General features: G+C 69.6%; 24 protein-coding genes and 1 pseudogene. 13 read left to right on the top strand and 12 right to left on the bottom strand.

Features of this window, described 5'->3' with window-relative positions; translation table 11 throughout:
* Window positions 1–2 precede the first annotated feature (2 nt).
* Window positions 3–986 (bottom strand): heme o synthase, encoded by a 984-nt coding sequence (locus ACYVLQ_RS08460; RefSeq protein ID WP_460697010.1) that lies wholly within the window; start codon window positions 984–986, stop codon window positions 3–5.
* A 390-nt stretch (window positions 987–1,376) separates the two neighbouring features.
* Here ACYVLQ_RS08460 and tkt point away from each other — a divergent pair, with 390 nt between their 5' ends.
* The 6 genes from tkt to ACYVLQ_RS08430 all read left to right on the top strand — a co-directional run bounded on the left by tkt (window position 1,377) and on the right by ACYVLQ_RS08430 (window position 8,471).
* Window positions 1,377–3,521, top strand: coding sequence for a transketolase (gene tkt / locus ACYVLQ_RS08455; RefSeq protein ID WP_460696831.1), 2,145 nt, complete (start codon window positions 1,377–1,379; stop codon window positions 3,519–3,521).
* Window positions 3,522–3,526: 5 nt separating this feature from the next.
* A complete protein-coding gene (gene tal / locus ACYVLQ_RS08450) occupies window positions 3,527–4,657 on the top strand; it encodes a transaldolase (protein ID WP_460696830.1) in 1,131 nt (376 codons plus the stop codon).
* 5 nt (window positions 4,658–4,662) lie between these two features.
* Complete coding sequence (gene zwf / locus ACYVLQ_RS08445) at window positions 4,663–6,225, top strand: glucose-6-phosphate dehydrogenase (RefSeq protein ID WP_460696829.1); 1,563 nt, start codon at window positions 4,663–4,665, stop codon at window positions 6,223–6,225.
* A complete protein-coding gene (gene opcA, locus ACYVLQ_RS08440; RefSeq protein ID WP_460696828.1) occupies window positions 6,222–7,130 on the top strand; it encodes a glucose-6-phosphate dehydrogenase assembly protein OpcA in 909 nt (302 codons plus the stop codon). Before zwf ends, opcA begins: the two co-directional genes overlap by 4 nt.
* A gap of 25 nt (window positions 7,131–7,155) precedes the next feature.
* Window positions 7,156–7,890, top strand: coding sequence for a 6-phosphogluconolactonase (pgl, locus tag ACYVLQ_RS08435; protein ID WP_460696827.1), 735 nt, complete (start codon window positions 7,156–7,158; stop codon window positions 7,888–7,890).
* A gap of 71 nt (window positions 7,891–7,961) precedes the next feature.
* Window positions 7,962–8,471, top strand: a complete 510-nt coding sequence (locus ACYVLQ_RS08430; RefSeq protein WP_460696826.1) for a nitroreductase family protein — start codon at window positions 7,962–7,964, stop codon at window positions 8,469–8,471.
* A gap of 79 nt (window positions 8,472–8,550) precedes the next feature.
* Here ACYVLQ_RS08430 and ACYVLQ_RS08425 read toward each other — a convergent pair whose 3' ends face one another.
* Window positions 8,551–9,477 carry an alpha/beta fold hydrolase gene (locus tag ACYVLQ_RS08425; protein ID WP_460697009.1) on the bottom strand — a complete coding sequence of 309 codons (927 nt, stop codon included), beginning with the start codon at window positions 9,475–9,477 and terminating at the stop codon, window positions 8,551–8,553.
* Between the two features lie 96 nt (window positions 9,478–9,573).
* On the opposite strand from ACYVLQ_RS08425, the gene ACYVLQ_RS08420 reads away from it, so the two are divergent.
* Both ACYVLQ_RS08420 and ACYVLQ_RS08415 read left to right on the top strand, forming a co-directional pair.
* Window positions 9,574–10,413 carry an SDR family NAD(P)-dependent oxidoreductase gene (locus tag ACYVLQ_RS08420; protein WP_460696825.1) on the top strand — a complete coding sequence of 280 codons (840 nt, stop codon included), beginning with the start codon at window positions 9,574–9,576 and terminating at the stop codon, window positions 10,411–10,413.
* 189 nt (window positions 10,414–10,602) lie between these two features.
* On the top strand, window positions 10,603–11,688 hold the full coding sequence (locus ACYVLQ_RS08415) for a CHAP domain-containing protein (protein ID WP_460696824.1): 1,086 nt from the start codon (window positions 10,603–10,605) through the stop codon (window positions 11,686–11,688).
* 36 nt (window positions 11,689–11,724) lie between these two features.
* On the opposite strand, the gene ACYVLQ_RS08410 is transcribed toward ACYVLQ_RS08415, so the two are convergent.
* Both ACYVLQ_RS08410 and ACYVLQ_RS08405 read right to left on the bottom strand, forming a co-directional pair.
* Window positions 11,725–12,318 (bottom strand): LysR family transcriptional regulator substrate-binding protein, encoded by a 594-nt coding sequence (locus ACYVLQ_RS08410; RefSeq protein ID WP_460696823.1) that lies wholly within the window; start codon window positions 12,316–12,318, stop codon window positions 11,725–11,727.
* 130 nt (window positions 12,319–12,448) lie between these two features.
* Window positions 12,449–12,559 (bottom strand): annotated as a pseudogene (locus tag ACYVLQ_RS08405) (LysR family transcriptional regulator); the annotation flags it as partial.
* 69 nt (window positions 12,560–12,628) lie between these two features.
* Between ACYVLQ_RS08405 and ACYVLQ_RS08400 the strand changes: the two are divergent.
* A complete protein-coding gene (locus ACYVLQ_RS08400) occupies window positions 12,629–13,744 on the top strand; it encodes a YbfB/YjiJ family MFS transporter (protein ID WP_460696822.1) in 1,116 nt (371 codons plus the stop codon).
* Here the strand turns inward: ACYVLQ_RS08400 and secG are convergent.
* The gene (gene secG / locus ACYVLQ_RS08395; protein ID WP_280267264.1) at window positions 13,731–13,964 is read right to left on the bottom strand and encodes a preprotein translocase subunit SecG; all 234 of its coding nucleotides are present in this window, start codon (window positions 13,962–13,964) and stop codon (window positions 13,731–13,733) included. The two genes, ACYVLQ_RS08400 and secG, sit on opposite strands and share 14 nt — an antisense overlap.
* A 111-nt stretch (window positions 13,965–14,075) precedes the next feature.
* On the opposite strand from secG, the gene ACYVLQ_RS08390 reads away from it, so the two are divergent.
* Both ACYVLQ_RS08390 and ACYVLQ_RS08385 read left to right on the top strand, forming a co-directional pair.
* Complete coding sequence (locus tag ACYVLQ_RS08390; RefSeq protein ID WP_460696821.1) at window positions 14,076–14,855, top strand: META domain-containing protein; 780 nt, start codon at window positions 14,076–14,078, stop codon at window positions 14,853–14,855.
* Between the two features lie 41 nt (window positions 14,856–14,896).
* Complete coding sequence (locus ACYVLQ_RS08385; protein WP_460696820.1) at window positions 14,897–17,200, top strand: thiamine pyrophosphate-dependent enzyme; 2,304 nt, start codon at window positions 14,897–14,899, stop codon at window positions 17,198–17,200.
* A 27-nt stretch (window positions 17,201–17,227) separates the two neighbouring features.
* Here ACYVLQ_RS08385 and ACYVLQ_RS08380 read toward each other — a convergent pair whose 3' ends face one another.
* Window positions 17,228–18,406 carry a cytochrome P450 gene (locus ACYVLQ_RS08380; protein ID WP_460696819.1) on the bottom strand — a complete coding sequence of 393 codons (1,179 nt, stop codon included), beginning with the start codon at window positions 18,404–18,406 and terminating at the stop codon, window positions 17,228–17,230.
* Window positions 18,407–18,498: 92 nt separating this feature from the next.
* Here ACYVLQ_RS08380 and ACYVLQ_RS08375 point away from each other — a divergent pair, with 92 nt between their 5' ends.
* Window positions 18,499–19,311 (top strand): SAM-dependent methyltransferase, encoded by an 813-nt coding sequence (locus ACYVLQ_RS08375; protein WP_460696818.1) that lies wholly within the window; start codon window positions 18,499–18,501, stop codon window positions 19,309–19,311.
* Between the two features lie 144 nt (window positions 19,312–19,455).
* On the opposite strand, the gene tpiA is transcribed toward ACYVLQ_RS08375, so the two are convergent.
* Genes tpiA through gap form a run of 3 tightly spaced genes read right to left on the bottom strand, consistent with a single transcriptional unit; the run spans window position 19,456 to window position 22,476 of the window.
* Window positions 19,456–20,241 carry a triose-phosphate isomerase gene (tpiA, locus tag ACYVLQ_RS08370; RefSeq protein WP_460696817.1) on the bottom strand — a complete coding sequence of 262 codons (786 nt, stop codon included), beginning with the start codon at window positions 20,239–20,241 and terminating at the stop codon, window positions 19,456–19,458.
* The gene (locus tag ACYVLQ_RS08365) at window positions 20,241–21,452 is read right to left on the bottom strand and encodes a phosphoglycerate kinase (protein ID WP_460696816.1); all 1,212 of its coding nucleotides are present in this window, start codon (window positions 21,450–21,452) and stop codon (window positions 20,241–20,243) included. The genes tpiA and ACYVLQ_RS08365 overlap by 1 nt, the downstream gene beginning before the upstream one ends.
* 4 nt (window positions 21,453–21,456) lie before the next feature.
* The gene (gap, locus tag ACYVLQ_RS08360; RefSeq protein WP_460696815.1) at window positions 21,457–22,476 is read right to left on the bottom strand and encodes a type I glyceraldehyde-3-phosphate dehydrogenase; all 1,020 of its coding nucleotides are present in this window, start codon (window positions 22,474–22,476) and stop codon (window positions 21,457–21,459) included.
* 272 nt (window positions 22,477–22,748) lie between these two features.
* Here gap and ACYVLQ_RS08355 point away from each other — a divergent pair, with 272 nt between their 5' ends.
* A complete protein-coding gene (locus tag ACYVLQ_RS08355) occupies window positions 22,749–23,351 on the top strand; it encodes a GNAT family N-acetyltransferase (protein ID WP_460696814.1) in 603 nt (200 codons plus the stop codon).
* 144 nt (window positions 23,352–23,495) lie between these two features.
* Here ACYVLQ_RS08355 and whiA read toward each other — a convergent pair whose 3' ends face one another.
* Genes whiA through rapZ form a run of 3 tightly spaced genes read right to left on the bottom strand, consistent with a single transcriptional unit; the run spans window position 23,496 to window position 26,538 of the window.
* Window positions 23,496–24,479: a DNA-binding protein WhiA gene (gene whiA / locus ACYVLQ_RS08350; protein ID WP_068018539.1), complete on the bottom strand. Its 984-nt coding sequence runs from the start codon at window positions 24,477–24,479 to the stop codon at window positions 23,496–23,498.
* The gene (locus ACYVLQ_RS08345; protein WP_460696813.1) at window positions 24,470–25,564 is read right to left on the bottom strand and encodes a gluconeogenesis factor YvcK family protein; all 1,095 of its coding nucleotides are present in this window, start codon (window positions 25,562–25,564) and stop codon (window positions 24,470–24,472) included. The genes whiA and ACYVLQ_RS08345 overlap by 10 nt, the downstream gene beginning before the upstream one ends.
* A complete protein-coding gene (gene rapZ / locus ACYVLQ_RS08340) occupies window positions 25,561–26,538 on the bottom strand; it encodes an RNase adapter RapZ (protein ID WP_460696812.1) in 978 nt (325 codons plus the stop codon). The genes ACYVLQ_RS08345 and rapZ overlap by 4 nt, the downstream gene beginning before the upstream one ends.
* Window positions 26,539–26,605: the final 67 nt, after the last annotated feature.

Here is a 26,605-nt window from a genome sequence, read left to right as displayed (position 1 = left end):
GTTCAGCCGAAGAGGGTGCTGCCGAGGGTGTGCCAGCCGAGGACCGAGTCGACGGCCAAGCCGCAGAAGACCACGGCGAGATAGTTGTTCGACTGCAGGAACAACCGCAGCGGCTTCACCGATTCGCCCCGGCGCACACCGGAGTACAGCTGATGGGCCATCAGCAGGAACCACGCGCCCGCGGCGATCGCCACCGCCGCGTACACGACGCCGGTGGCGGGGATCAGGGCCAGCGTCGCGGCGACGGTGAGCCAGGTGTAGATGACGATCTGCTTCGTCACCGCCTGCTCGGTGGCGACCACCGGCAGCATCGGCACGCCCGCCGCGCGGTAGTCCTCCTTGTAGCGCATGGCCAGCGCCCAGGTGTGCGGGGGCGTCCAGAAGAAGATGACCAGGAACAGCACGAGCGCGGGCCAGCCGATATTCCCGGTGGCCGCCGACCAGCCGACCAGCGCGGGCATGCACCCGGCCGCCCCGCCCCACACCACGTTCTGCGAGGTGCGGCGCTTGAGGCCCAGCGTGTAGACGAAGACGTAGAACAGGATCGTCGCGACCACCAGCAGCCCGGAGAGCAGGTTCGCCTGCCACCACAGCCACGCGAAGGATCCGGCGCCGAGCACCACCCCGAACACGAACGCGTTGCGCGTGGGCACGGCATCGCGCGCCAGCGGCCGCTTCGACGTCCGCTTCATCACCTTGTCGATATCGGCGTCGGCGACGCAGTTCAGCGTGTTCGCGCTGGCGGCGCCCATCCAGCCGCCGAACAGCGTGGCGAGGATAAGCCGGATGTCGATATGCCCGCGGTCGGCCAGCAGCATGGTGGGGATCGTGGCGACCAGCAGCAGTTCGATGACCCGCGGCTTGGTCAGCGCGATGTAGGCCAGCACGCGGCGAGTCAGCGCCGACAGCGGACCGGTGCCGGTCACACGGTCGGCCAGCGCCGTCGCGGAGGAGCCATGCGCCGCGCCCGGCGTAGCCGTCCTCATCCTGCGCACGGCCGGAGCGAATGCGGAGGTACGCCCACCCGGCTGTTGCCCAATCCGCACTGTCTCTCCTCGCAGGTGGTGCATCGATCCGGTCTCGGGAATCAGCAGCGCGAAGCGCGGCGCCGCAACTACTACAGGCGATGGTAGACCCACGCGCGTTGTGGCCCAGCACCCACCCGCCGCGAATACGCCGGTGCCACAGCGTTCGTGCGCGATCGCCCGACCTCGGGAGGCGCCGCCGACACGCCGCGACACACCCTGCGGTCGCCGCGCGGGCCCGTCGTCGGCGGGTTCCCGCGTGCAGCCGTTCGGTCGGCCTCTAGGGTGGTGGTATTCCACCACGCCGCACCGAACCGCACAGTTGACGAGAAGGTCAGGAGAACCTCGGTCGTGTCAGTCACAGACGACATCCGCGCCCTCACCCAGCCGAACCACCCGGTCGACTGGACCGATCTGGACACCAGAGCCGTCGACACCATCCGCGTGCTCGCCGCGGATGCCGTGCAGACCGCCGGTAATGGGCACCCCGGCACCGCGATGAGCCTGGCGCCGCTGGCGTACACGCTGTACCAGCGGGTCATGAACTACGACCCCGCCGATCCGGACTGGGTGGGCCGCGACCGCTTCGTGCTGTCGTGCGGCCACTCCAGCCTCACCCAGTACATCCAGCTGTACCTCGCCGGTATCGGCCTGGAACTGGATGATCTGAAGAACCTGCGCAAGTGGGGCTCGCTGACTCCCGGCCACCCGGAGTTCCGGCACACCCCCGGCGTCGAGATCACCACCGGCCCGCTCGGCCAGGGCCTGGCCTCGGCAGTCGGCATGGCGATGGCGGCGCGGCGCGAGCGCGGGCTGTTCGACCCGTCGGCCGCGCAGGGCGAGAGCCCGTTCGACCACTTCATCTACGTGATCGCCTCCGACGGCGATATCGAGGAGGGCGTGACCTCCGAGGCGTCGTCGCTGGCGGGCACCCAGCAGCTGGGCAACCTGGTCGTCATCTACGACGACAACAAGATCTCCATCGAGGACGACACCACCATCGCCCTCACCGAGGACACCGCCGAGCGCTATCGCTCCTACGGCTGGCATGTGCAGGTCGTCGAGGGCGGCGAGGATGTCGTCGCCATCGAGCGGGCGATCGGCGAGGCCCAGGCGGTGACCGACAAGCCGTCGTTCATCCTGCTGCGCACCATCATCGGCTACCCGGCCCCGGACAAGATGAACACCGGCGCCGCCCACGGCGCCGCGCTGGGCGCCGACGAGGTGGCCGCCACCAAGACGGTCCTCGGCTTCGATCCGGCCAAGTCGTTCGAGGTCGACGACGCGGTCATCGCGCACACCCGCCGCAATGCCGCCGACCGCGCCAAGGCCACCCGGGCCGGCTGGCAGGAGCAGTTCGACACATGGGCGCGGTCCAACCCGGACAACAAGGCGCTGTTCGACCGCGTGCAGGCGCGCAAGCTGCCCGAGGGCTGGGCCGACGGCCTGCCGACCTACGACGTCGACCCGAGCGGCGTCGCGACCCGCAAGGCGTCCGGCAAGGTCCTCGCGGCCTTGGCGCCAGTGCTGCCGGAACTGTGGGGCGGCTCGGCCGACCTGGCCGAATCCAACAACACGACCATGCCGGACACCCCGAGCTTCGGCCCGGAATCCATCTCCACCGGCATGTGGAAGGCCAACCCGTACGGCCGCACCCTGCACTTCGGCGTCCGCGAGCATGCCATGGGCGCGATCCTCAACGGCATCGCGCTGCACGGTCACACCCGCCCGTACGGCGGCACCTTCCTGGTGTTCTCCGACTACATGCGCCCCGCGGTGCGCCTGGCCGCGCTGATGCGGATCCCGGCCATCTACGTGTGGACCCACGATTCGATCGGCCTCGGCGAGGACGGCCCGACGCATCAGCCGATCGAGCATCTGGCCGCGCTGCGCGCCATCCCGGGCCTCAACGTGGTCCGACCCGGCGACGCCAACGAGACCGTGCACGCCTGGCGCGCGGTGCTGGAGCTGGAGAGCGGCGACCACCACTCGCCGTTCAGCGTCTCCGAGACCCCGCATATCGACGGCCCGTCGGCGCTGGCGCTCACCCGCCAGAACCTGCCCGTCGTCGAGGGCACCAGCTACGAGGGCGTCCGCAAGGGCGGCTACATCTTGGCCGAATCATCCACCGGCACACCGCAGGTGATCCTGATCGCTACCGGTTCCGAGCTGCAGCTCGCGGTCGAGGCCCGGACTACCCTGGAGGCGCAGGGCGTGGGAACCCGCGTGGTTTCGATGCCGTGCGTGGAGTGGTTCGACGCGCAGGACCAGGCCTATCGCGACGAGGTGCTGCCCCCGGCGGTCCGCGCCCGCGTCACCGTCGAGGCGGGCATCTCGATGCCGTGGTACCGGTTCGCCGGTGCGGACGGCCAGATCGTGTCGATCGAACACTTCGGTGCGTCGGCCGATTACAAGACCCTGTTCCGCGAGTTCGGCCTCACCGCCGACGCCGTGGTCGAGGCCGCTCAGCGCTCGCTCGACAAGGTGAAGGGATAAAGCCAATGGCACAGAACGAGAATCTCGCCGCACTGTCCGCGGCGGGAGTGTCGGTGTGGCTCGACGATCTGTCGCGGGACCGCATCCGGTCCGGCAACCTCGCCGAACTCATCGCCACCCGCGGCATTGTCGGGGTCACCACCAACCCGACCATCTTCCAGGGCGCCCTGAGCAAGGGCCACGCCTACGACGAGCAGGTCAAGGAGCTGGCCGCGCGGGGCGCCGACGTCGAGTCCGCGATCCGCACCATCACCACCGACGACGTCCGCGCCGCCTGTGACGTGTTCGCCGAGACGTTCGAGGCCTCCGGCGGCGTGGACGGCCGGGTGTCGATCGAGGTCGACCCGCGGCTGGCCTTCGACACCGACAAGACCGTCGCGCAGGCGGTCGAGCTGTGGAAGATCGTCGACCGGCCCAATCTGTTCATCAAGATCCCCGCGACCGAGGAGGGCCTGCCCGCGATCACCAAGGTGATCGCGGAGGGCATCAGCGTGAACGTGACGCTGATCTTCTCGGTGGCCCGCTACCGCAGCGTCATGGGCGCCTACCTGGACGGCCTGCGCAACGCCAAGATCGCGGGGCACGATCTGGCCCGGATCCATTCCGTCGCTTCGTTCTTCGTCTCCCGCGTGGATACCGAGATCGACAAGCGGCTGGAGGCGCTGGGCACGCCGGAGGCGCTGACGCTGCGCGGCCAGGCGGGAATCGCCAACGCGCGCTTGGCCTATGCCGAGTATCAGGACGTCTTCGACGGCGGCAAGCACACCTCCACATTCGCGCACCTGTCCTCGTCGGGCGGCAATCGGCAGCGTCCGCTGTGGGCATCGACGGGTGTGAAGAACCCGGACTACTCCGACACCATGTACATCACCGAGCTGGTGGCGCCCAATACGGTGAATACGTTGCCGGAGAAGACACTCGAGGCCTACGCCGATCACGGCGAGCTGCGCGGCGATACCGTCTCCGGCACCGCCGCGGCCGCCCAGGAGGTCTTCGACAAGCTCGCCGCCATCGGCATCGACCTCGACGATGTGTTCCTCGTGCTCGAGCGCGAGGGTGTCGACAAGTTCGAGAAGTCGTGGGAGGAGCTGCTGTCCGCGACGGCCACCGAGCTCCAGAGCGCCGGGGGCCAGTAACCGCGATGGCCCGCGACGAATCGACGGCCGCCCCGGGGAATCCGCTCCGCCAGGAGCGGGACAAGCGGCTTCCCCGGATCGCGGGCCCGTGCAGCATGGTGATCTTCGGCGTCACCGGTGACCTGTCCCGCAAGAAGCTCATGCCCGCGATCTACGATCTCGCCAATCGCGGCCTGCTGCCGCCGGGGTTCGCGCTGGTCGGCTTCGCGCGCCGGGACTACGCCGACGAGGACTTCGCGCAGGTGGTGCTGGAGGCGGTGCAGCAGCACGCGCGCACGCCCTTCCGGCAGGAGGTCTGGGACCAGCTGTCGGAGGGCATCCGGTTCGTGCAGGGCACCTTCGAGGACGACGCCGCCTTCTCCCAGCTGGCGGCGACGCTCGAGCAGCTCGACCACGAGCGCGGCACCGGGGGCAACCACGCCTTCTATCTGTCGATTCCACCCAACGCGTTTCCCCTTGTGCTGCAACAGCTCTCGCGGACAGGGCTGGCCAAGCCGCCGGATCCCGGGCCGGGCGCGCCGAAGCCGTGGCGACGGGTGGTGATCGAGAAGCCCTTCGGCCACGACCTGCGCAGTGCGCAGGAACTCAACACGCTGGTGAACCAGGTGTTCCCCGAGGAGACGGTGTTCCGCATCGATCACTACCTCGGCAAGGAGACGGTGCAGAACCTGCTGGCACTGCGCTTCGCCAACGAGATGTTCGAGCCGATCTGGAACGCCAACTACGTCGACCATGTGCAGATCACCATGGCCGAGGACATCGGATTGGGCGGGCGCGCAGGCTATTACGACGGCATCGGCGCGGCCCGCGACGTCATCCAGAACCACCTGCTGCAGTTGCTGGCGCTGACGACCATGGAGGATCCGGTCAGCTTCCATCCCCGGGCGCTGCAGATCGAGAAGATCAAGGTGCTCTCGGCGACGAAGCTGGTGGAGCCGCTGGACCAGACGACCGCTCGCGGCCAGTACACCGCGGGCTGGCAGGGCAGCGAGAAGGTGGTGGGTCTGCTCCAGGAGGACGGGTTCGATCCGCGTTCGCGCACCGAGACGTACGCGGCCATCACGCTCAATGTCGACACCCGGCGCTGGGCGGGCGTGCCGTTCTATCTGCGCACCGGAAAACGCCTGGGCCGCAGGGTGACCGAGATCGCGGTGATGTTCAAGCGGGCGCCGCACCTGCCCTTCGACGAGACCATGACCGAAGAACTAGGTCAGAACGCGCTGGTGATCCGGGTGCAACCGGACGAGGGCATCACGCTGCGCTTCGGGTCCAAGGTGCCCGGGTCGAGCATGGAAGTGCGCGACGTCAATATGGATTTCAGCTACGGCGAGTCGTTCACCGAATCGTCGCCGGAGGCCTACGAGCGGCTGATTCTCGACATGCTGCTCGGCGAGCCGTCGCTGTTCCCGGTCAACGAGGAGGTCGAATTGTCCTGGCGCATCCTCGATCCCGTGCTCGAGCACTGGGCGGCCGACGGCCGACCGGAATCGTACGAGGCGGGCACCTGGGGCCCGTGGTCGGCCGATGCGATGCTCGCCCGGACCGGGCGCGAATGGCGGCGGGCATGATCGTCGACATCCCCGCCACCGATACCCGCTCGGTCGCCAAGCGGCTGGTGCAGCTGGCCGAGAGCAACGGCGTCATCACCACCGGCCGGGTGCTGACGCTGGTGGTGTGCACGCTGGACAGCTCGGAGGCCGAGGGCGCCATCGACGCGGCCAACGACGCCAGCCGCGAACATCCCTGCCGCGTCATCGTGCTCGCGCGCGGCGACCGGTTCGCCGAGACCAGGCTGGACGCCCAGATCCGCGTCGGCGGCGATGCGGGCGCCTCCGAGGTGATCGTGCTGCGGCTGCAGGGCGAGCTGATCAACCACGAGAACAGCGTGGTCATCCCGTTCCTGCTGCCGGATACGCCGGTGGTGGCGTGGTGGCCGCGCGGCGCGCCGGTGTATCCGTCCAAGGATGCGGTGGGGCGCTTGGCGATTCGGCGCATCACCGACGCCACCTTCGCACCCGACCCGCAACAGGCGATCAAGGGGCGGGTGAAGTCCTACGCGCCGGGCAATACCGACCTGGCGTGGAGCCGCATCACCTACTGGCGCGCACTGCTGGCCGCCGCGCTCGACGAGCCCCCGTACGAGGCGGTCGAATCGGTGACGGTCTCGGGGCTGCGCGAGGAGCCCGCGCTGGACGTGCTGGCGGGCTGGCTGGCCGCGCGACTGGACTGCCCGGTCCGGCGGCGCACCGGCGAGTTGAAGGTGGAGCTGCACCGGCCCACGGTGTCGATCGTGATCTCGCGCCCGCAGACCGGGCGCACCGCCACCCTGTCGCGCACCGGCGAACCGGACAAGCGCTTCGCGCTGGCGCGCCGCGAAACCAAGGACTGCCTGGCCGAGGAGTTGCGCCGATTGGACGACGACGAGATCTACGCCGAGGCGTTGTCGGGTATCGACAAGGTCATCTACGAGTAAGCGGCGCGGACCGAAGGAGTGACCCATGAGTGAACCGGTCGTCGAGGTATTCTCCGGCACCGACGATCTGGTCGCGGCGGCGGCCGCCCGGTTCGTCGCCGTGGTGACCGAGGCGCAGGCGCTGCGCGGGTCGGCGTCGGTGGTGCTGACCGGCGGCGGCACCGGCATCGGCCTGCTCGAGGTCGTGCGCAAGGCGCCGGGGGCCGTCGACTGGTCGCGGCTGGACGTGTTCTGGGGCGACGAAAGGTTCGTTCCCGCAGGCGATCCCGAGCGCAACGAGCGGCAGGCGCGGCAGGCACTACTGGACCACGTTCCGGTGGACCCCGCGCGCGTGCACCCCGCCGCCGCCTCCGACGGCGAGTATCCGGATCCTGTCGAGGCCGCGGCGGAATACTCGGCGGCCGTGCACGCGCACCTCGCCGAGCACGGGGCGTTCGATCTGCACCTGCTCGGCATGGGCGGCGAGGGGCACGTGAATTCGCTGTTCCCGCACACCGACGCGGTCCGCGAGACGCACGAACTCGTCGTGGCCGTGACGGATTCGCCGAAACCCCCGCCGGTGCGGATCACCCTGACCCTGCCGGCCGTCCGCCTGGCCCGCCACGTGGCGGTGGTGACCGGCGGCGCCGCCAAGGCGGAGGCGGTGGCGGCCGCCCTCGCGGGCGCCGCCCCGGTCGACCTCCCCGCCGCCGGTGCCCAGGGCAGCGCGACCACCACCTGGCTGCTGGACGAGGCCGCGGCGGCACAGCTCAGCCGCTGACCAGCCCATTCGCAGGGTGATCCGCAGTTGCTCGGGGAACAGAGCAAGAAAGCGCGGGTAGGGTCGACGCGGTGGACGAGGCGATCAAGGATCTGAGATCGGTGCGGTATTTCCTGCCGCGCCCGGTCCCCCGCACCGTTGTCGAACAGATCGTCGATGTGGCGCGCTGGACCGGTTCGGCCCGTAACCGCCAACCCTGGCGGTTCGTCGCTGTCACCGATCCCGATGTGCGCCAAGAGCTTTCCCGTGCGGGGAACTTCGCCCTCCACCTCGCCGACGCCCCGCTGGCGCTGGTCCTGCTGTCGGCGGACAACGGCTTCGCCGATACCGAATTCGACATGGGTCGCGTCGCGCAGTCGATCTGCCTGGCCGCGCACGAGCACGGCTTGGGCACCTGCCTGACGACCTTCCATCCCGACGAGAACGTCCACGACGCCGCCCGGCTCGTCGCGGCCGAGCGGGGCTGGCTGCCTCGCCACGCCATCGCGACGGGCTATCCCGACCCCGCCCGCCGCGCGGCTCCGACCGCCATACCCCGCGGTCGCCTGGACACGTCCGCCCTCCTCACCTGGATCTCCTGACCACCCTGGCCCGCACCGCCGCCGGCCTCGCCCCCGCGGACACACCACAGCATGCGAACGGCGCGGCGTCGGCGGACAGCTACGGCCGCAGGTTCAGCTTGTCCAAGTGGTTCGTCAGGAAGGTGTTCACGGCGTCGGTGCGTTCCAATTGCACCAGATGTCCTGCGTCCGGGACCTTTTCGACGGCGCGGAGATCGGGGACGTGTGCGCGGAGGGTGGCCAGCGGGTCGCGACCGCTGAAACCCTCCATGTCCGGGTCGTTCTCGCCGTAGAGGAAGTGGACCGGGACCGGGACCTCGGTCGGCAGGTCGGCGGTGAGCTCCCAGTTGCGATCCAGGGCGCGATACCAAGTGAGGCCGCCGGTGAACCCGGTGCGCTCGAATTCCGTTGCCAGCGTGTCCAGTTCGGATTCGCTGAGCCAGCTCCACGGGAGCGGTGGCGCGTCGGGCAGCACGTCGAGATAGCCCAGACCCGGCGGGTTCTTCCACGTGTCGAGGTAGTGATAGTCGCCGCTCAGCGAGTAATAGACGCGCTCCAGGAACTCCCGCGGCCGCGCGGCGAGTTCGGCGTCGGCCACACCCGGCGTCTGAAAGTAGGACAGGTGCAGGAAGTGCCGTACGGCCGCCTTGGTCCAGAACGCCGACGGGGGCTTAGGCGGGCGCGGGGCGAACGGATTGTTCAGCACGAACACCGCCGCCACCCGCTCCGGTGCGCGCAGCGCCAGCTCCCACACCAGTTGCGCGCCGAAATCCAGCCCCGCGAATACCGCGCGCTCGGCCCCGATATCGTCCAGCAGGCCGAGCAGATCACCGATCACCGCCCGGTTGGTATGCGCCTCGACCCCCTCCGGCGACTCGGTACGGCCGTATCCGCGCAGGTCAGGGGCGATGGCCCGATATCCGGCCGCGGCGACCGCCGACAGCTGCCGGTGCCAGACGAACCAGCCGTGCGGGAACCCGTGACAGAAGACGACCGGATACCCCTCCCCCTGCTCGGCGACGTGCATCCGGGCCTCGCCTGTTTCCACGAACCGATGTGTCGGCTCCACTTCGCCTCCCAAAGACTAGAACGTGTTCTCATTTCACGGTAATGTCCCGGAGTCGTGAACGGAATACTCACCGGACGGGTCGCCGTCGTCACCGGCGCCAGCCGCGGCATCGGCAAGGGCATCGCACTCGAGCTCGGGGCGGCGGGCGCGACGGTGTACGTCACGGGACGCTCCGCGACGCCCGGGCAGCTGCCCGGCACGGTCGCCCAGACCGCGGCGGAGATCGGCGAACTCGGCGGCACCGGCGTGCCGTTCGTGTGCGATCACCGCGACGACACCGCCGTCGCCGACCTGTTCGCCAAGGTCCGCGCCGACCACGGCCGCCTCGACGTGCTCGTCAACAACGTCTACAACGCCCCCGCGTCGTCGCGCTGGCTGGGCAAGCCGTTCTGGGAGGTGCCGCCCGCCGCCTGGGATGAGAGCTTCGATATCGGCGTGCGATCCCACTACGTGGCAAGCCATTTCGCCGCACCGCTGCTGATCGAGTCCGGCGGGCTGATCGTCAGCGTCTCCTCCCCCGGCGCCGAGCACCACACCCACAACACCGTCTACGGGGTCGCCAAGGCCGCCGTCGACCGGCTCACCGCGGATATGGCCCACGACTTCGGCGATACCGAAGTCACCGCCGTCTCCATCTGGCCCGGCATCGTCGATACCGAACTGCTGCAGATGGTTCCGCCCGGCCCCGACGGCCGCCGCCTGATCACCCTGCCCGGCGAGGGCACCTTCGATCTGGATGAGGCCGAATCCCCGCGCTTCCCGGGCCGCGCGGTCGTCGCCTTGGCGGGCGACGCGAACCGCCGTCAACGCACCGGAAGGGCCTGGCGCGTGGCGACTCTCGCATCAGAGTACGGGTTCACCGACATCGACGGCCGGGTCCCGCGCGTGGGATAGCGGCAAAACGCGCCCCGAGCTGCGGTTCAGACGACCCCAGGGAGGCTTACCCACGCTGGGAATACCCGATACTGAGCAGCACACGGAGAACGCCGCCGGCACCGGCGGCCCTGGACGAGTGGGAGTACAGATGGTGGTCGCGAGTCCACCGGCACAGGACCCCATGATCTCAGGATGCCGGGAGGCCGGATGACGACCCCGGACAAACTGGTCAAAGATGTCGAGAGTCTGGAACTTCCGAAGATCGCGAGCCCTGGCCTACAGTCCGTCATGGGGATGGCACAGGAGGCGATGTCGGCATCGATCCTGCTGTTCGCCGCGGGCCAGAAGAGCGACCAACCCGACCTCATACATTGGATGAGCGAGCGAAAGCTGCTCAGCGACAAAGGCCTCGACGCCCCTCCGGGCGAATCCGTGATGGCAACGGATTACAGCAATCACCAGAACGAGATCGATGCCAAGAAGAAGGAGATGGATTTTCAGGGCAATGCGGTGCGGGACCGGGTTCAGGCGACCGGAGAACTGTCGAGCACGACATTGCAATCGCTCGACAGCACAATCGGAGGACTCGCCGCCGAACTGGGCGGGATCGAGTCGCGCAAGAACGACAAGGGCGAGCTTCAACCGCTGACGCCCGCGGACGAATCGCGCGCGCTGCGCGCCATAGTGCGGGCTGTAAGCGACGTTCACGAGGCTGTCCAGAACGCCCACGAGACCGCGGGCAAGCAGGCGAGAGATATCGACAATTCGCGACCGTACTTCCCCGGCCCGGTCGGCTCCAGTCCCCCCGCGCCGACGCCCTGGAGCAGCAGCGCCACCTACAACACGGACGGGAAAGGCACCGTCGACGGCATTCTCAACAATGTGCGGGGCGAGCTGGGTACGCGGGAGGGGGCCGGGGATTCCCTGCCGGGCAAGCCGTACAACATCAATGACGCCTGGTGCGCTTCCTTTGCCAGCTGGGCGTGGGACAAGGCGGGCTACGACGTCAATTGGACGAACAAGAACTACGTTCCTGCCATCTGGGCCGACGCGCAGAAGATGGATTTGGCGCGAAACATCACGGAGGCCCAGCCCGGCGACATGATCATCTTCGACTGGAACGGCGACGGGCGACAGGACCACGTGGGGATCGTCGAATCCCGCGACGGCGACAAGATCACCACCATCGAGGGCAACTCCAGCGATATGGTCAAGCGCAACAACTACACGATAGGCGAGTCCAGCCTGGTCGGTGTCGTCAAACCGCCGCCGACGAACAGCGTCGCCGCCTAGTAGCGTGTGTATCTCGCCGTCGCGGGCGGCCCGCCCTCAGGCGACCTCGAGGAACCGCTGCACCGAGCGCGACGGCGCGGGCTTGGTCCGCCAGACCAGGTAGACGCGCGACGACGGCGCGGCGGTCACGTCGACGTAGGCCACTCCGGGATGCGGTGCGCGGGTGCGAGCCAGTTCGGGCACTCCGCCGATGCCGCGCCCGGCGGCCACCAGCTCGAGCCATTCGTCGAAATTCGTGCAGGCGACGATCTCCCGCGCGGGATCCGGCTCCGGCCAGGAGTTTTCGTCGGTGGTCCCGGACACCGTGTTGACCACCAGGGGATAGCGCGCCAGATCTCCCCAACTCAAGTCGGTCGCTCCGGCCAGCGGCGACGAGGTGTATACCGCCAGCACCCGACGCTCGGTGCCGATCGTGCGCGCGGCCATATTCTTCGGCAGCCGAATATCCTTGCGGTACAGGGCGATATCGATGGTTCCGGCCGACAGGGCGACGATCGGGTCGTCGACGCGATGAATCTCCACGTGCCCACCGACCGATTCGAACCGGGTCCGTGCGGCGCCGAACCAGCCGTCGGGCAGCAGCCACGCGAACCCCACCGCCACCCCGGAGCGCAGCTGCAGGTCCGCCACCACCGAGTCGAGATCGGCGAGGATGCGCCGCGCGTGGGTCAGAAATTCCGCGCCCTCCGCGGTCGCCCTCGAAGCGCCGCGGCGTCCGATCGATGAGGCGGCAGTCCAGGATGCGCTCGAGTTGCTGGATCGTGCGCGACAGCGACGGTTGCGCCAGGTGCAGCCGCTGCGCGGCGCGGGTGTAGTTCCGCTCCTCGCACGGCACGGCGAAGGCCCGCAGATGTCGCAGCTCCAGCTCCATGCACACAGGGTATACATGGTGCACAGAAAGCATTTCACCAGATCGTTCGCGACGCTTACCGTCGTGACGGTGACAATCGCGGCACCTCGACAGCAGAGCCTGGCCCCGGCGATACGAGCCGCGGCCGGTTTGGCGGCGGCGATGGGGATCGGCCGCTTCGCCTACACCCCGCTGATGCCGGTGATGATCGACGCCGGGCGGATCGACGCGCACGCCGGCGCGGTCATCGCGGCCGCCAACTACGCGGGCTACCTGCTCGGCGCGGTACTGCTGGCCCGCCGCCCGGAATGGAACAGCCGCAACCTGTTTCGGCTCGCGGCGGCGGTGCTGGTGGCCAGCGAGGCGCTGATGGCCTGGCCCGCACCCACCGCGGCGCCCGTCGTGCTGCGCCTGGTCGCCGGAGTCGCCAGCGCGATCGTGTTCATCGGCTGCGCGGGTATCGCGGCGCGGTGCGAAAACCGCAGGCGTGCTGCGGGTATCGCGTTCTCCGGCGTCGGCTGCGGGATCGCGCTCACCGGACTGCTCGCACTCGTGGCCCGGCCGATCGTCTCCTGGCAGGCGATGTGGCTCGGGGCGACCGCCCTGACCGCGCTGTTGCTGTTGCCCGCGCTGCGGCTCGACGTCCTACCGGGCGCCCGCGCCGTGGCCACCGCGGCCCGTTCGCTGCGCGCGTGGCGGGCGCTGCTGGTTTCCTATTTCCTGGAGGGCCTGGGCTATATCGTCATCGGCACGTTCCTGGTCGCCGCCGTGAGCACGCCCGGGCGCCCGTCGCTGGGCACGGCGATGTGGGTGGTGGTCGGTCTCGCCGCGGCCCCGGCGACGGTGCTGTGGGGTCTCGCGGCCCGACGCTGGACGCCGGTCACGGCGCTGATCGTGGCCCTGCTGCTGCAGGTGGGGTCGGCGGCGCTGCCCGCCGTGTCCACGGGCGTGAGCGCGGCGGTGGTGTCGGCGGCGCTGTTCGGCGGGACGTTCATGGGGATCGTGATGCTGAGCATCGAGGTGGGCGGCGATCTCGCCGGCCCCGGCGCGGCGGCGGCGCTGACCGCCTGGTACAGCTGCGGACAGATGCTCGGGCCGCTGGCGGTCGCGCCGGTGCTCGGGTCGAGTTACGCCGCCGCCTTCGCGATCGCCGCCGTGGTGCTGGGGCTCGCGACAGCGGCGGCGCTGCCGGTCAGGCGAACTTGATCTCGAAGCCGATGCCGAGGATCGCGATCAGCCACACGACGCCGATGAAGATGGTGATGCGGTCGAGGTTCTTCTCGACGACGGTGGAACCCGACAGGCTCGACTGCACGCCGCCGCCGAACAGGCTGGACAGGCCTCCGCCCTTCGCACGATGCAGCAGCACCAGCAACACCAGCAACACGCTGGTGATGATCAGGAGGATATCCAGGAACATGCGCATGCCCGACAGTTTAGGCGGTCGCCCCGGCGGCGCCGGTCAGGGGTGATGAGCAGGGGCACCGGGCACGCGCCGTGCCCTGGCCCGGCCAGCACCCGCCGGTAGTATCGCGGCATGTCGGCCACCCTGCTGCGATTGGTTCCGCTCCTTGCCGTGCTCGGTCTGGCGGCAGCCTGCTCGGGCAACGGCGACACCGACGCGCCCGAGCCCACGCCGATGGGGCGTTCGTTCGTCTCCACCAAGGTCGAGGGCACGCCGATCCCCGGCGGCGGACCGCTGCGACTCACCTTCGCCGACGGCCGGGTATCGGCCAACTCCGGCTGCAATACCGGCAGCGGTCCGGCCAGCTTCGACGGCGACGTCCTGCGGGTCTCGGGCATGGCCACCACGCTGATGGCCTGCCCCGACAACAAGTCCGGCGCCGACGGCTGGCAGACCGACCTGCTGCAGTCCGCGCCGAAGTGGCGGCTCGCCGACGACACCCTCACGCTGACCGGCAACGACATCACCGTCACGCTGCTGGACAAGAAGGTGGCCCAGCCGGACCGGCCGCTCACCGGCACCGAGTGGACGGTCACCGCACTGCTGCGGCCCGATGCGCAGGTCCGCTCGCAGGTCCTCGACGACGCGCACCCGACGCTCACCATCGCCCCCGACGGACAGGTGAGCGGCAGCGCGGGCTGCAACCGGATGATGGGAACGGCCGACATCGCAGGCGGTGACGTCACCTTCCGGGTCGGCACCACTCGGATGGCGTGCGCGCCGGAGGTGATGGAGGTCGAGCGGCAGGTGCTGGAGGCGCTCGACGGCAAGACCACGGCCACGATCGACGCCGACACACTCACACTGCGCAATTCGGGCAACAACACCGGACTGGTGCTGCGCGCCCAGTGATTCCGGCCCGCTTCCGGCCGCGGGGCAACATCATGGGAGGCGTGATCAACGAACGGGAAGCAGAACTCGATCGGCGGTTCCGCACCGACGTGGCGGCGGCGACACCGGGAATTCGCTGTGCCGCAGAAGATCCGGTCCACCGAGGCTATCCCTATACGGCCGCGGACTGCCTGCGCTACTTCGACGCGAAGGCGACCAGCAGACACCTCGATCTGGCCGCGCGCCACCTGAGCGCCGCCGGGCGCGGCTACTACAGCATCGGCTCGGCCGGGCACGAGGGCAATGTGGCCGTGGCGGCCGCCCTGCGGGCCTCGGATCCCGCGCTGCTGCACTATCGCTCGGGGGCGTTCTTCCTCTATCGCAGCCGCCAGGCGCGCGGGTCGGATCCCGTGCGCGATGTCTTGCTCGGAGCGGTGGCCGCGGCCGCTGATCCGATCTCCGGTGGGCGCCACAAGGTCTTCGGCGGCAAGCACGCCGCGGTGATCCCGATGACCTCGACCATCGCCTCGCACGTGCCGCGTGCGGTGGGCCTGGCATTCGCGCTGGGCCGCGCCGACCGGCTGGGCCGGTACACCGAATGGCCGCCGGACGCGGTGGTGCTGTGCAGCTTCGGCGACGCCTCCGCCAACCACTCCACCGCCGCCGGGGCGGTCAATGCCGCGATTCACACGGCGCACCAGCGGATCCCGATGCCGGTACTGTTCGTGTGCGAGGACAACGGCATCGGGATCAGCGTCCCCACCCCGCCCGAATGGATCGAGCACGCGTACGGATCACGGCCCGGTATGCGGTATTTCAGCGCCGACGGCTGCAATCTGCTGCAGGCGCTGTCGGTGTCGGCGAAGGCGGTGGAATGGGTGCGCGAGCACCGGGAGCCCGCCTTCCTCCGGCTGCGCACCGTGCGGCTGCTGGGACACGCGGGCTCCGATGTCGAGTCGGCCTACCGCCGGTCCGCCGACATCTCCGGCGATATGGAGCGCGACCCGCTCACCGCGACGGCCCGCCTGCTGGTCACCGCGGGCGTCGCCGACGCGACCGAGGTGATCGCGCGGTACGACACCATCGGCGCCTACGTCGCGGAGGTAGCGGAAAGCGTTGCGCGCGAGTCGAAGCTGACCACCGCCGCCGCGGTGACGGCCCCCGTGGCCCCCACCCGCCCCGGCCAGGTTCGCGCGGACGCCCTGCGCACCGAGCCGCTACCGCAGGACCTGCCCGAGGCCGGGATCGCGACGGACGGCGCCACACCCCATGCCGACACAGGGGCCGATGGCACGAAAGGGGCTGAGCCACAGCGTAACCCGGCATCGACCCGCGACTCCGACGCCCGCCGTGGCATTCCGGTAACCCTGGCGCAGGCCGTCAACGGCACGCTGGCCCGGGTTCTCGAGCGCGATGACGATGTGCTGGTCTTCGGCGAGGATGTCGGGCGCAAGGGAGGGGTCTACGGCGTCACCAAGGGGCTGCAGCGAACCTTCGGGGCGCGACGGGTTTTCGACACCCTGCTCGACGAGCAGAGCGTCCTCGGCACCGCGCTCGGGGCCGGGCTCGCGGGGTTCGTGCCGATCCCGGAGATTCAGTATCTCGCCTATCTGCACAATGCGCTCGACCAGATCCGCGGCGAGGCCGCCACGCTGCAGTTCTTCTCCACCGGGCAGTACCGCAACCCGATGGTGGTGCGGGTCGCCGCCTACGCCTACCAGAAGGGGTTCGGCGGTCACTTCCACAACGACAATTCCGTTGCGGCACTGCGGGATATCCCGGGTGTGGTGGTCGCGTCACCGGCCCGCGCCGACGACGCGGCCGCCATGTTGCGCACCTGCGTCTCGGCGGCGCGGGTGGACGGGCGGGTGTGCCTGTTCCTGGAGCCGATCGCGCTCTACCACACCCGCGATCTGTACGAATCCGGCGACGACGCGTGGCTGGCCGATGCCGCCGGGGAGCCCGTCGACATCGGCAGCGCCCGAATCTACGGCGAGGGAACGGATCTCACCATCGTATCCTTCGCAAACGGCGTCCCGATGAGCCTGCGCGCCGCACAACGCCTGTCCGAGCAGGGAATTCACGCCCGCGTCCTCGACTTGCGCTGGCTCGCACCGCTTCCCGAGCGGGATCTACTACAACACGCCCGCGCCACCGGCCGAGTGCTGATCGCCGACGAGACACGCCGCAGCGGCGGCGTCTCCGAATCGGTGTGCGCCGCCCTCCTCGACGCCGGATTCGACGGCCGCATCACCCGAGTCACCAGCACCGACAGCTTCGTCCCCCTCGGTCCGGCGGCAAACACCGTCCTCCTGGACGAGACGACCATCGAAACCGCGGCCGAAAAGCTGGTCACCAGCCCGTGAGCCCGGCCCCCACCCGACCGCCAGCGTTCAGCGGGTGACGACGCTCGTGGGGAGTGACGCGAACCCCCGGTTGTTGGAGGAGTGGATGCGGCGCAGGCCCTGCGGGTCGATGTCGTAGTCCGAGATCCGGGCCACGATCTCCTGCAGGGCGATGCGCAGTTCCAGCTGGCCGAGGTTCGAGCCGAGGCAGTGGTGGCGGCCACTGCCGAACACCAGCGACGCGCCCGTGTCCCGGGCCAGGTCGAAGGCGTCGGGGTTCGGGAACACCTCCGGGTCCCGGTTGGCCGAGCCACTGATCAGCAGCATCCGCGCCCCGGCGGGGATGCGGACCCCGTGCAGCTCGATCTCCTCGGTGGCCGTGCGCAGATTCGACTGGGTGGCCGGGTCGTAGCGCATGCCCTCGGCGATCCAGTCCTCGAGGCGGCCGGCGAGCGCCTGCCGACGCTGCTCGGGATGCTCCCACGCCGCGTGCCAGAGGTTGCCGAGGGTCAGCATGACCGTCTCGCTACCGGCCCCGACCAGCAGGATCAGCACGCCCACGATCTCCTCGGGTGTCAGCCGGTCGTCCCCGTCGGCGGCGTCGAGCAGATCCGACAGCAGATCGTCGCCGCGCTGGCGGTGGCGCTCCACGGTCAGTTCGGTGTAGTAGCCGACCAGGGCGCCGATCGCCTGCATCGCCTCCGGGCGCAGGTCGGTGGACTCCTCCTCGGTGTACATGATCTCCATGCCGAGTTTGCGCACCATGTCCCGGTCCGCCGCGGGCACTCCGACCAGCTCCGAGATCACCTCGGTCGGGAACGGGGCCGCGAATTCCGACATCAGGTCGAAACTGCCCCGCGCCAGCAGCGGCTCCAGCAGGCCGCGGGCGATCTCGCGCACCCGCGCTTCCAGCGACTGCACGCGATGCTGGGTGAACGCCCTGGTCACCAGGCCGCGCATGCGGGTGTGCTTGGGCGGGTCCATGGCCACGAAGGAGAAGAACCGCTCGGCCTGCGGACCCCAGAACGCGGGCTCCATGCGCAGCCCGTTGGCGCTCGAGAAGCGCTGCGAATCGCGCAGCGCCGCAAGCACATCCGAGTGCCGCGACAGGGCCCAGAAGTCGTCGGTCTCGTTGCGGTAGACCGGGGCGTGCTCGCGCAGCCGCGCGTAGTACGGGTACGGGTCCGCGTGCACGTCGAAATCGTAGGGGCTGTACTGCAACTGCATGGCGAGCCTTCCGAGCGGTGCGACAGGGGGCGCTACCGTTTTTCCCACTGCTAGCTGACATGATCACAGTAGTCGAGAGGAATGAGAGCATCGTGGAATCCGAACAGGCGCCGCCCGGCATCGATGTGACCAAACCCCACCCGGCCCGCCGGTACGACTACTGGCTCGGCGGCAAGGACAACTTCGAGGCCGACCGGGAATCGGCGGAGATGGTGGCCGAGGCCTTCCCGAGCATCCAGTTCGCCGCGCTGGAGAACCGCGCGTTCCTGCGCCGCGCGGTCACCTACCTGGCGCAGCAGGCGGGCATCCGGCAGTTCCTCGACCTCGGCGCCGGGCTCCCGACCGCCGGGAACGTGCACGAGATCGCGCAGGATGTCGCGCCCGAGTCGCGCATCGTCTACGTCGACAACGACCCGATCGTGCTCATCCACGCCCGCACGCTGCTCAACAGCAGCACGGCGGGCCGCACCGCCTACCTCGAGGCCGACGTCCGCGAGCCGGGGCGCATCCTGACCCACCCGGACCTGCTGGCCACCCTGGACCTGACCGAGCCGGTGGCGCTCATGCTGGTCGCCGTCATGCATTTCATCACCGACGAGCACCGGCCCTACGAGATCGTTCGAGAACTGTGCGCGGCGCTGCCGTCGGGCAGCTATCTCGTGATGTCCCATGCCACCAGCGACCATCTCACCGCCGAGGACCTCGCCGAGAGCGACGAGGCCAATCGGCGCAGCGGCATCCCGTTCCGGCTGCGGTCCACCGCCGAGTTCAGCCGCTTCTTCGACGGGCTGGAGGTGGTGCCGCCGGGCATCGGCTCGATCATGTCCTGGCGACCGGAGGGCTGGAAGGCCCATCCCCGGCCGGAAGCGGTGTCGATGCTCGGGGCGGTCGCGCGGCTGCCCTGAGCCACCCACACCAGGACAACAACAAGCCCCCCACGCCGGGACAACGAGGAGCGGCCCACGCCGGGGCATCGAGAAGCGGCGGGACGACGACGGCCCGGCACTGGCTGGGCAGTACCGGGCCGATTTCGGCTGTCCCGCAACCGCTTACGGCAGCGGGCCGCCCGCGGCGATGGCCGAGAGGGTGGCGAACTCGTCGCCCTTCAGCGAGGCGCCGCCGACCAGTGCGCCGTCGATATCGGTCTGCGCGATCAGCTCGCCGACGTTCTTGGCGTTCACCGAGCCGCCGTACAGCACCCGGACCGCCGCGGCGATCCCGGGATCGGTCAGCTCCGCCAGCTCGGCCCGCAGCGCGCCGCAGACCTCTTGCGCGTCGGCGGGCGTGGCCACCCGGCCGGTGCCGATCGCCCACACCGGCTCGTAGGCGATGACAACCTTCGAGATCTCCTCCGCCGACAGGCCTTTCAGCGACCCGCGCAGCTGCTCGAGGTTGTACTGAACGTGCGTCTGCGCCTCGCGGACGCCCAGGCCCTCGCCGACGCACACGATCGGCGTCATCCCGTTGTCGAGCACCTTCTTGGCCTTGGCCGCCACGGTGGCATCGTCCTCGGTGTGGTACTGCCGCCGCTCCGAATGACCCACCACGACGAACGAGCAGCCCAGCTTGGCCAGCATGGCGGCGCTGATCTCGCCGGTGTAGGCGCCCGCGTCGTGCGTCGACACGTCCTGCGCGCCGTAGGTGACCAGCAGCCGGTCGCCCTCCACCAGCGTCTGCACGCTGCGGATGTCGGTGAACGGGGGGATCACCGTGACGTCGACCTTGGCGAAGTACTTGTCCGGCAACGCGAAAGCGATCTTCTGCACCAGGGCGATCGCCTCGAGGTGGTTGAGATTCATCTTCCAGTTGCCGGCGATCAGCGGCTTGCGTGCCATCATTCCTCCAGAACCGCGATGCCCGGAAGTTCCTTGCCCTCCAGGTATTCCAACGACGCGCCGCCGCCGGTGGAGATGTGCGAGAAGCCGTCCTCGGGCAGACCCAGGATACGGACCGCCGCCGCCGAATCTCCACCGCCCACAACGGAGAACGCGCCCTTACCGGTGGCCGCGACGATCGACTCGGCGACGCTGCGGGTGCCCGCGGCGAAGTTCTCGAACTCGAAGACGCCCATGGGGCCGTTCCAGAAGATCGTCTTCGCCTCGGTCAGCAGCGCCGCGAACCGCTTCGCCGACTCCGGGCCCACGTCCAGGCCCATCCAGCCGTCGGGAATCTCGTTGTCGGGCACCACCTTCGAGTCCGCGTCCGCCGCGAACCCATGGGCCACCACGATGTCGACCGGCAGGTGTATGACGTCGGCGTAGCGGTCCAGCAGCTCCTGGCAGGTGGCCACCATCTCCTGCTGCAACAGCGAGGTGCCCACCGAAAGACCCTGTGCCGCAAGGAAGGTGAAGCACATGCCGCCGCCGATCACCAGCGTGTCGACCTTCGGGGCCAGCGCCTCGATGACGGCCAGCTTGTCCGAGACCTTCGACCCGCCCAGCACGACCGCGTAGGGCCGCTCCGGATCGGCCGTCAGCTTCCGCAGCACCTCGACCTCGGCCGCCACCAGGGTGCCCGCGTAATGCGGCAGCAGCTCGGCGACGTCGTAGACCGACGCCTGCTTGCGGTGCACCACACCGAAGCCGTCGGAGACGAACGCGCCGTCGTCGCCGACCAGTTCGACCAGGGCGCGCGCCAGCTTGCCGCGCTCGGCGTCGTCCTTGCTGGTCTCGCGCGGATCGAAGCGGATGTTCTCCAGCAGCAGCACATCGCCGTCGGTCAGGCCCTCCGAACGCGCCAGCGCGTCCTGGCCCACCACGTCACCGGCGAGCTGAACGTTGCGGCCCAGTTCCTCGGCCAGCCGCGTGGCCACGGGGGCCAGCGACAGCGCCGGATCCGGTTCGCCCTTCGGGCGGCCCAGGTGCGCGGTGACGACCACCTTGGCACCGGCCTCGGCCAGCGCCTTGATCGTCGGCGCCGACGCGATGATGCGGCCCGGGTCGGTGATCCTGCCGTTGTCGAGGGGGACGTTCAGGTCGGAGCGCACCAGCACGCCCCGGCCCTCGACACCCTCCGCCAGCAGATCCTGAAGTGTCTTGACCGCCATGGGTTTACAGCGACTTGCCGACGAGGCCGATGAGGTCGGCGAGGCGGTTGGAGTAGCCCCACTCGTTGTCGTACCAGGAGCTGACCTTGACCTGGCCGTCGATCACCTTGGTCAGCGGCGCGTCGTAGATCGACGAGTGCGGATCGGTGACGATGTCGCTGGAGACGATCGGGTCGACGTTGTACTTCAGGATGCCCTGCAGCGGCCCCTCGGCGGCGGCCTTGAACGCGGCGTTGATCTCGTCGACCGAGGCCTGCTTGCGCAGGTCGGCGGTCAGGTCGGTGATCGAGCCCGTCGGGACCGGGACGCGCAGGGCGTAGCCGTCCAGCTTGCCGTTGAGCTCGGGCAGCACCAGGCCGATGGCCTTGGCCGCGCCGGTGCCGGTGGGCACGATGTTCAGAGCGGCGGCGCGGGCGCGGCGCAGATCCTTGTGCGGCGCGTCCTGCAGGTTCTGGTCCTGGGTGTAGGCGTGGATGGTGGTCATCAGGCCACGCTCGATGCCGAAGTTGTCGTGCAGCACCTTGGCCAGGGGGCCGAGGCAGTTGGTGGTGCACGACGCGTTGGAGATGATGTTCTGGCTGCCGTCGTACTTGTCGTCGTTGACGCCCATCACCACGGTCAGGTCCTCGCCTTTGGCGGGCGCGGAGATGATCACCTTCTTGGCGCCGGCGGCCAGGTGGCCCTTCGCCTTGGTGGCGTCGGTGAAGATACCGGTCGACTCGACGACCACGTCGACGCCCAGATCGCCCCAGGGCAGTGCGGCCGGGCCCTCCTTGATGGCCAGCGCCTTGATCCGCTGGTCGCCGACCACGATGGTGTCGTCGCCGTCGAGCGAGACGTCCTTCGGCAGGCGGCCGAGGATGGAGTCGTACTTGAGCAGGGTCGCCAGCGTGGCGTTGTCGGTGAGGTCGTTGACCGCGACGATCTCGATATCCGTGGTGCCGAGCGCCTTCTGCGCCTCGACCGCCCTGAAGAAGTTACGTCCGATGCGGCCGAAGCCGTTGATGCCTACCCGGACAGTCACGTTATCGCTCCTCAGCTTTCAAGCGGATTCGTTCCGTTGCAGGTCCACCCTAATGCCCGCGTGTTGCATCACGGACATGCCCCTCCCACGGTGAGCATCGGTGTGGACCGCGTCGACCGACTATGTCATTGCGCGGCTCCCGGGGCACTCCGGCAGCTATGCCTGCCGCGGGGCGACGTGGGTTCGGTCGATCGCGTTGCGGTGCAGGGCAAGTCGGACAGACCTGCGAAATCGGTAGCATCGGTGGCGCGATAACAGACTAGGAGGTTCGAGTGACCGACAACGGTGTCAGGGTGCGGGCGGCCACGGCGGCGGATGTGCCGAGGGCGGTGCGGACGCTGGGGCGGGCGTTCGCCGACTACCCGTGGACGCGGCACACCGTGGCGGCCGACGACCACCGGGGGCGGGTGGAGCGGTTTCAGCGGCTGTTCGTCACGCGGATCGGGTTGCCGCACGGGCGGGTCTGGATCGCGGGCGAGGCCGACGCCGTGGCCGTGTGGACCACACCCGAGACCGATGCCGGGCCGGTGTTCGGCGAGCTGGCTGCGCTGTTCGCCGAGCTGGCCGGTGATCGCCTGGCCGCGAGCGAAGCCGCCGAGCACGCCATGGCGCCGCACCGCCCGGTGGAACCGGTGTGGTTCCTGGGCACGGTCGGCGTGGACCCCGACCGGCAGGGCCGCGGCCTCGGCCGCGCGGTGATCGAGCCGGGACTGCAAGCGGCACAACAGGATCGAGTGCCGGCCTTTCTCGAGACCTCGGACGAAGGCAACGTCCGCTTCTACGAACGCCTCGGCTTCACGGTGACCGCCGAGGTCGACCTGCCGGACAACGGACCCCGCACCTGGTCCATGCTCCGCCGCCCCACGGACGACTGACGGTCGGCTGGCCTCGTCGCCTCGGCGCGCCAACCGGGCGTACCCAATCCTGTAGGCGTGCCCGACCGTGTACTACCGGCGCGCCCCAACCTGGTATCCCCGGCGGGAGAGAACCGGAAGGGCCGGTCGTGCGACCGGCCCCCTTCACGCGTCTTCGAGCAGCTCCGCCGTGACCGCCGACTCCGTATCCGGAATGCCCAGTTCCTTCGCCCGCCGGTCGGCCATCGACAGCAGGCGCCGGATGCGGCCCGCCACCGCGTCTTTCGTCATCGGCGGGTCGGCCAGTTGGCCCAGTTCCTCGAGCGACGCCTGGCGGTGCTGGACGCGCAACTGACCGGCGGCGGCCAAATGGTCGGGCACATCGTCGCCGAGGATCTCCAGGGCACGCTCCACCCGCGCGGCGGCGGCCACCGCGGCGCGCGCCGAGCGGCGCAGATTGGCGTCGTCGAAGTTGGCCAGGCGGTTCGCCGTCGCCCGGACCTCGCGGCGCATGCGGCGCTCTTCCCACGTCAGCCGCGTGTCCTGGGCGCCCATCCGGGTCAGCAGCGCGCCGATGGCCTCGCCGTCGCGCACCACCACCCGATCGGTGCCGCGCACCTCGCGGGCCTTGGCCGAGATGCCCATCCGGCGGGCGGCGCCCACCAGTGCCAGGGCCGCCTCGGGACCGGGGCAGCTCACCTCGAGCGCCGAGGATCGGCCGGGCTCGGTGAGCGAGCCGTGCGCGAGAAACGCACCGCGCCACGCGGCTTCGGCATCGGGAATGCTGCCACCGACCACCTGGGCGGGCAGGCCCCGCACCGGACGGCCGCGCACATCCAGCAGCCCGGTCTGGCGGGCGAGCGCCTCGCCCTCCTTCGACACCCGCACGACATACCGGGAGGTCTTGCGTAGCCCGCCCGCACCGAGCACATGCACATCGGAGCCGTAGCCGTACAGCTCGAAGATCTCCCGGCGCAGCCGGCGCGCGATGGACCCCATGTCCACCTCGGCCTCGACGATCACCCGGCCACCGACGATATGCAGGCCGCCCGCGAACCGGAGTAGCGCCGACAGTTCCGCCTTGCGTGAACTCACCTGCGAGACCGACAGACGGCTAAGCTCGTCCTTGACCTCGGCTGTCATCGCCACGAGACCCGCTCCTTTCCACCCAACGCGGACCGCACCTGCTGGCCCATGTGCCGTCCTTCGACTCGAAGCCTTGCTGATTCCGGCCGAGGTTGCCGGATCACCTGATCCAGTGCGGCGGCTAGCTTTCCAGGGTGGTGCCGGTCCGTCCCTGCCTCGGCGACATCAGCGAAGGTTACTCGTGCACGCAGCTGTTCGGCAGCTCTTGCCACATGTTCGCGTTCTCTGCCCTCCGGAACGGACCCGGAATCCACCACCACATCCTCGACCGCGAAATCCGGTGCGTGCTGGGACAATACATGCAGGTGCCGCTCGGCGGAGAATCCGGCCGTCTCACCCGGCTCGGCAGCGAGATTGAGCACCAGCACTTTTCGTGCCCTGGTATGTACCAGTGCCTCGCGCAGGTCGGGCACCAGGACATGCGGAATCACGCTGGTGAACCAGGATCCGGGCCCCAGCACGACCACGTCGGCATGCTCGATCGCGGAGGTCGCCTCCGGGCTGGCGGGCGGGTCGGACGGGATCAGCCGCACCCGGCGCACCTTGCCGGGCGTGGTCGCGACCGCCACCTGCCCGCGGATGCAACGGCTCACTCGGGGATCGGCCTCCAGGCCCGACACGTCGGCCTCGATGGTCAGCGCGGTCGGCGACATGGGCAGCACCCGGCCGGTGGCGCCCAGAATCCGGCCCACCTCCTCCAGCGCCGCCACCGGGTCGCCCAGCACCTCGGCCAGGCCCGCCACGATCAGGTTGCCGACCGAATGCCCGGCCAGCGCCCCGGTGCCGCCGAATCGGTGCTGTACGGCGCGCGCCCACAGCCCGTCGGTGTCCTCGGCCAGCGCGGCCAGCGCCATGCGCAGATCGCCCGGCGGCAGCATACCCAGCTCGGCCCGCAGCCGCCCGGAGGATCCGCCGTCGTCGGCCACGGTCACCACGGCGGTGATGGTGCGGGTCAGCCGCCGCGCCGCCGTCAGGGTCGCGTACAGCCCGTGCCCGCCGCCGAGGGCGACGATCGCGGGACCGGATTCGCGGCCGTCCGCCGCGGTGTCCGGTGCACGGTCGGCCGCGGTGTCCTCGCCTGCGCTCATTCGCGCCCCAGATCCCGGTGCACCACCCGCACGACGTCGCTGGGGTCGGGTTCTCTGTCACGGAGCAGCTCGCCCAGCGCCTCCGCTATCGCCACGCTGCGGTGCTTGCCACCGGTGCAGCCCACGGCCACGGTCATGTATCGCTTCCCCTCTTGGCGGTACCCGTTCGTCGTCAGATCGATCAGATGGCAACAGGTCCGCAAGTAGTCCTCGGCGCCCGGACGGGACAACACATACTCGCTGACCACCGCGTCCTGTCCAGTGTGTTCGCGTAGTTCCGGCACCCAATGCGGATTGGGTAGGAAACGCAAATCAAACACCATGTCGGCGTCCAGCGGTACTCCGTACTTGAAACCGAACGATTGGATTGTGATCTGCAGGGCGGCCGCCGCGCCGCTGCCGTAGGCCTCCTCGAGCTTGCGGTGCAGCTGGTGCACCGACAGCGCCGTGGTGTCGATGACCAGGTCGGCGGCCGTCTTCATCTTCGACAGCCGGTTCCGCTCGGCGGCGATGCCCGCGGTGAGGGTACCGTCGGCGCTCTCGCTCTGCAGGGGGTGACGGCGGCGGGCGAAACCGAACCGGCGGATCAGCACGTCGTCGGAGGCCTCGAGGAACAGCACCCGGGTGCGGACCCCGGCGCCCCGCAGCTGCTCGGTCACCCCGGACAGATCGCCGGTGAAGAATCGGCTGCGCACGTCCATCACGAGGGCGAGCTTGCGGATGGGCGGATCCGCCGATCCGCCCAGCTCGACCATCCGCCCGATCAGCTCGGGCGGCAGGTTGTCCGCGACGTACCAGCCCAGGTCCTCGAGCACCCGGGCCGCGGTGCCGCGCCCGGCGCCGGACAGGCCGGTCACGATGACCACCTCGACCCGTCCGCCGTCGCCGGACGGCGCTGTGGGCGTGGCCTCGGCGCTGCCCGGCTGTGGCGGCGTGGAGGTCGCCGCGTTGCTGTTCGATTCGACGCTGGTCATGTCCTACCGGATCCGTGTCTGCCTGTCGTCCGATCATTCCGTCCCGCGGCCGGGCGTGTCGCCCGAC

Source organism: Nocardia thraciensis (genome assembly GCF_054782435.1).
Note: the sequence above shows the minus strand (reverse complement) of the source record. Positions and strands in the feature narration are given on the sequence as shown.

What these genes read in the sequence shown, in the direction of transcription:
- ACYVLQ_RS08460 (WP_460697010.1), bottom strand. Translation starts at nt 986, where the DNA reads ATGAGGACGGCTACGCCGGGCGCGGCGCATGGCTCCTCCGCGACGGCG.
- ACYVLQ_RS08425 (WP_460697009.1), bottom strand. Translation starts at nt 9,477, where the DNA reads ATGCACGTCGCCGAGCAGGGGGAGGGGTATCCGGTCGTCTTCTGTCAC.
- opcA (WP_460696828.1), top strand. Translation starts at nt 6,222, where the DNA reads ATGATCGTCGACATCCCCGCCACCGATACCCGCTCGGTCGCCAAGCGG.
- ACYVLQ_RS08415 (WP_460696824.1), top strand. Translation starts at nt 10,603, where the DNA reads ATGACGACCCCGGACAAACTGGTCAAAGATGTCGAGAGTCTGGAACTT.
- ACYVLQ_RS08345 (WP_460696813.1), bottom strand. Translation starts at nt 25,564, where the DNA reads ATGAGCGCAGGCGAGGACACCGCGGCCGACCGTGCACCGGACACCGCG.
- zwf (WP_460696829.1), top strand. Translation starts at nt 4,663, where the DNA reads ATGGCCCGCGACGAATCGACGGCCGCCCCGGGGAATCCGCTCCGCCAG.
- tpiA (WP_460696817.1), bottom strand. Translation starts at nt 20,241, where the DNA reads ATGGCACGCAAGCCGCTGATCGCCGGCAACTGGAAGATGAATCTCAAC.
- rapZ (WP_460696812.1), bottom strand. Translation starts at nt 26,538, where the DNA reads ATGACCAGCGTCGAATCGAACAGCAACGCGGCGACCTCCACGCCGCCA.
- secG (WP_280267264.1), bottom strand. Translation starts at nt 13,964, where the DNA reads ATGCGCATGTTCCTGGATATCCTCCTGATCATCACCAGCGTGTTGCTG.
- tal (WP_460696830.1), top strand. Translation starts at nt 3,527, where the DNA reads ATGGCACAGAACGAGAATCTCGCCGCACTGTCCGCGGCGGGAGTGTCG.
- pgl (WP_460696827.1), top strand. Translation starts at nt 7,156, where the DNA reads ATGAGTGAACCGGTCGTCGAGGTATTCTCCGGCACCGACGATCTGGTC.
- ACYVLQ_RS08365 (WP_460696816.1), bottom strand. Translation starts at nt 21,452, where the DNA reads ATGGCGGTCAAGACACTTCAGGATCTGCTGGCGGAGGGTGTCGAGGGC.
- ACYVLQ_RS08380 (WP_460696819.1), bottom strand. Translation starts at nt 18,406, where the DNA reads ATGCAGTTGCAGTACAGCCCCTACGATTTCGACGTGCACGCGGACCCG.
- ACYVLQ_RS08390 (WP_460696821.1), top strand. Translation starts at nt 14,076, where the DNA reads ATGTCGGCCACCCTGCTGCGATTGGTTCCGCTCCTTGCCGTGCTCGGT.